The 4,346-nt window shown below is 56.0% G+C and carries 3 protein-coding genes; all 3 read left to right on the forward strand.

Annotated features, from left to right (window positions below; all coding sequences use genetic code 11):
- Nucleotides 1-1,138 (forward strand): acyltransferase family protein (locus AC2VLV_RS16920; protein WP_486991075.1); only part of this gene is annotated, 1,138 nt, incomplete at its 5' end.
- Between the two features lie 67 nt (nucleotides 1,139-1,205).
- Nucleotides 1,206-2,726, forward strand: a complete 1,521-nt coding sequence (locus AC2VLV_RS16925) for a hypothetical protein (RefSeq protein ID WP_486991076.1) — start codon at nucleotides 1,206-1,208, stop codon at nucleotides 2,724-2,726.
- A gap of 325 nt (nucleotides 2,727-3,051) precedes the next feature.
- Nucleotides 3,052-4,346, forward strand: a 1,295-nt coding sequence (locus tag AC2VLV_RS16930; RefSeq protein ID WP_486991077.1) for a hypothetical protein, incomplete at its 3' end; no start/stop codon positions are given.

The raw sequence follows: 4,346 nt of genomic DNA on the forward strand, positions 1-4,346 counted from the left end.
ACAAATGGAAGAACGGCATCGCCTCAAGGTATTGGATGGTTTAAGGGCCATAGCCATTCTATTGGTGATGGGGTATCACTATTTCGTCAGGTGGACACCGCCTGTCGCTTCAGATAATTTCTACCCCTATGGGGGTTTGGGTGCGCATTTCTGGTTATTTGAGTATGGCGATCTAGGGGTTCAGATTTTTTTTGTGATATCGGGATTTGTGATCAGCATGACTCTATTCAGGTGTCGCACGATAGGTCATTTTTTCTGGAAGCGGTTTGCGCGTCTGTTTCCAACCATGTTGATTTGTTCAGTATTGTCTTTTTTCATTCTGAATTTACTGCCGCAAAATATTTTTATTCCTCAGATCAGAGATTTCATTCCGAGCCTGACATTCAGTGATCCGATCATATGGAGTAAGATTTTTGGTGTGCCATTCAAGGCGGTTGATGGGGCATATTGGTCTCTCTTTGTCGAGGTCAAGTTTTATTTTTGGATCAGCGTCATTTATTTTTTGGTAGGTTCTCGGTTGTTCTTTAGGTCTGTGGCGTTGGCGTTTGGCGGCTTGGTGATATTTTATGCGCTGGCCCGGGCGCTAGATTTCCATCATCTCTGGGCAATCGATTTTATTTTTGTTATTGGCGCGTTGCCTTGGTTTGTGGCTGGCATTGGGTTTTATGCACTTTACGCAGATGCCAGCAGCCGAATGGCCTGGGTGTTACTAGTTGAGTCGGTTGTCGCCATTGCGGTGCTCAGGTTGGGGACGCATGTCGGAACCATCGCGCCTTATCTTGCTCTTGCATTTAGTTTTTTTGTTTTTTTGGCGATGATGAAACGCCCCGCCTGGGTCGCTTGGCTGGGCTATCCGCCGCTCGCTGCTATTGGGGTTGCCAGTTACAGTCTATATTTGCTGCACCAATACATCGGAGTCGCCATTCTCGATATTGCACGCAATGCATTCGGTACAGAATATCCGCTGCTCAGCGTGCTGCTTGCGCCGACGTTAGTGGGCGTTCTGATTCTGATTTCTCTAGCTATTTATCACTACTGGGAGGCGCCGGCCAAAGATTTTCTTCTTGGCTTGCGTTTGACCCGTCCTGCCATCCTGCACGGCTCTGGTGCATCTGAGCGCTCTGACAATGCCCCCTGATCGGTGTGTTGAAGTGTTGCTGCCGCGAGGATTTTGATCCGTATTCGGTTTTTTTGGGAGATTGAAAATGTTGCCTTCCCGTCGTCGATTCATTCAGAAATCTTTACTTTCCCTTCCTGCTGTTGGTGCTTTGTCCGCCTGCGGTGGAGGCGGGGGATCTGCGTCTGTTCAAAATTCCGGAGGCATTCCTACAGCGGGCTTGAGTCCTGTGCCTGTTGTAGCCGGCGTTGATTTGTCGGCCGGGCTTCAGAATTACGGTCTGAAGCGTATGCCCTACAGCAAGCTCGCCAAGCCAGCAAAGGGGCAGACTGTGATGGATCCGGATTTCGGTTCACGGATTACGCGAATCACTGATTGCGTTTCTGATTTCAAAAACCTCTGCGCCGCGCCGGCCTACCCTACGGCCATGGCCTGGAACAGCGACGAGACGCGCTTCATTCTGTATGTGCCCGGTTCGACCATGCAGTCAGGAGGTCAGCAAGGTTGGGCCATGTATAACGGCACGACCTATGCGTTTATCAAATTTATAGACATCAATCCCGGAGATGTTGAGCAGTTTTATTGGGATCACCAGGATCCGGCTACGCTCTATTACATCGATAACCATTCAGTCGGTAGCACTATGCATGCCGACCTCACCGCGATCAACGTAGAGACGGGTGTCAAGACGGTGGAGTACAGCTTTCTGGATAATCTGCCAGCGGGCTGGCCGCGCACCGGCCCGGTACGCTGCGGTTACCCGTTCGCGCTAGGCATCAACGCAAAGGGCGAGCGCATTTGGGGACTGGGTGCGGGTGGCATCCCGAATATCAATGGCCAGCTTGCTTTGAATGTGTTCGGTTTCAACCAAACGACCCAGAAAATGGTGTTCTACGACACCCAGTATGTGGCGCAAGGGCAGGCGCGTGGCACGACGCCGTTTCCCCTGCTGTCGGGGCAGGGCTGGGTGGCGCCCGATCCGGCCTCGCAGAATAGCCAGACCGGGCGTGTGTTCATTCTCGACATCAACGGCAAATACGTTCGAACCGTCAATTTCGATGCGTATGAACATTGCGACACGGCCATGAATGCCGCAGGCCATGACATGCTGGTCGGCTCGCAGTTCAACCGCGCCACGGGGGGTAATGGCAATGTCATCGTCGCTGACCTGAATACGGGGGCCATCCAGAATTTGGTGGGTGAGTCCAGTTCTCCTGCCTTTGGCTATCCGACGACTGGCTGCCTGACCGGTTCTACGGCTTGGCAAAACCCAATGTGGATTGCGACGGGCATGACAGGTGATATTTATGGCACCGACAACAGCGGCCCGACTGCCAATCCGACCACGCTGCTGGATCAAGAGATCATGCTTACCAGCCTGACCTCCGGGCTGACGTACCGATTTGCCCACCATCGCAGCACCGGGAATTACAGCAACGCCCCGCAGAGCAACTACTGGGCCCAGACCAATGTGACGCTCAGCACCAGCGGCACGCGCGTGCTGTTCCAGAGCGATTGGGGGGATGGCGACCCGAGCAACCCGGTGCTCAATCCGGATGCGGCGGTGGACACCTACGTGATCGAGTTGCCGTCGTACAAGCCCAATTGATTTCCGTACCGTTCCGCTCAGGCGAGTAGGGATCACTAGCGTACCTCCTACATTACGCGAGGGAGTTGTCATCATGAAAAGAAAATTTTTGAAATCGGCTGCATTAGCGATGGCGGTGGCTACGATGCTTGCTGGATGTGGAGGAGGCGCAACCGATCAGGTTGCAACCAACGCAACAGCGACCACTGGCACAGCGGCCATTGCAGATAATCAGCCAAGCGTCACGGTCGGAGGCGCACCTACATCTACATCTACACCGTCCCCGGCTGGCTCCCCCGCCGCTGGCCTGGCAGATTACGGCAATGCCCTGCGCCCGTTCTCTGCGATGGCCAAGCCCGCCAAGGGCCAGCGCGTGACCGATCCTGATTTCCCCGGCACCAACATCGTCCGCGTGACCGACGCCAAGGCTGATTTCAACTCGCGCGTGGCGCTGCCCGCCTACCCGACCACGCAGGCGTGGAATGCCGACGAAACGCTGATGATCCTCTACGTCTCCGGCGCGCTCAGTGCGGGTGGGCGCAATGGCACCTTCGCCCTCTACGACGGCAAGACCTACGCCTTCATCGACTACCTCAACATCAACCCCGCTGACGTGGAGCAGTTCTACTGGTCAACCACAGAACCCAGCACGCTGTTCTATGTAGACAACAACCAGCGCAGCGGCACGCAAGTTAATGCGTTCACCAAAGCCACCATCCAGCCCACGGCGCGCAAGGCCGATGGGTCGATCAGCGCCGTGTCGATGAGCACCACCGTGCTGCACGACTTCTCGGCTGACTTCAAGCAAGGCGGACAACTGTATGAGGCCGTGAAGGGTTCGGGTCTGATTACCCGCGTCTCTGGCGGCAGCGACCCCTTCGGCATGAGTTGGGACAACGACCTGATCGGCCTCGGCGCTTACCTCAACCGCAACACCCCGCGCGGCGGCGCAGCCTATGCGGCGTTCACTTACCGTATCTCCACCGGGCAGATCGGCAAAGCCTTCATCCCTGACGACAGCACCGTGCCGCAAGCACTGCCTTCAGGCAAAGGCGCCTACTTCTACGAAAACGAGAAGCAGGTGCAAATCCGCGATGCCCTGACCGATGCCGTGCTGCAAACCCGCAATTTTGACGGCTCGCAGCATGGCGACCTGTTGCTGAACGCCGCAGGTGACGATGTGGTGGTGTCGGTGCAGTTCGACTCGCCATTCAACAAGGCCATGATGACCATGAACCTGACGCAAGGCGGCAGCCCCAAAATGCTGATCGACCATGACCCGGTTTCCGGCTCGTTCGCCAGCGGGCGGGCGTTCAAGGCCCCGGGCTGGGTGGGCATTTCAATGGTGGGGTGCCCTTCGGGCTCCAACGGCAATTGCAACGGCGGCCAGCCGTTGGCGGTGGGTACACCCATGACCTATCTCGATCAGGAGGTGATGCTGGCGAACGTAGACACGGGCAAGGTGTACCGCGTGGCGCACCATCGCAGTACGGGCAATTACTTCAACGCCGCGCAAAGCAACTACTGGGCGCAGCCGAACATCACCATCAGCCCGAGCGGAACGCGCATGTTGTTCCAGAGCGATTGGGGCGATGCGAACCCCAGCAAGCCGGTCATTGATGCGAGTTCGATTGTCGATAC

It is taken from the genome of Thiomonas sp. TH-17, assembly GCF_057473305.1.

What these genes read in the sequence shown, in the direction of transcription:
- AC2VLV_RS16925 (WP_486991076.1), top strand. Translation starts at nt 1,206, where the DNA reads ATGTTGCCTTCCCGTCGTCGATTCATTCAGAAATCTTTACTTTCCCTT.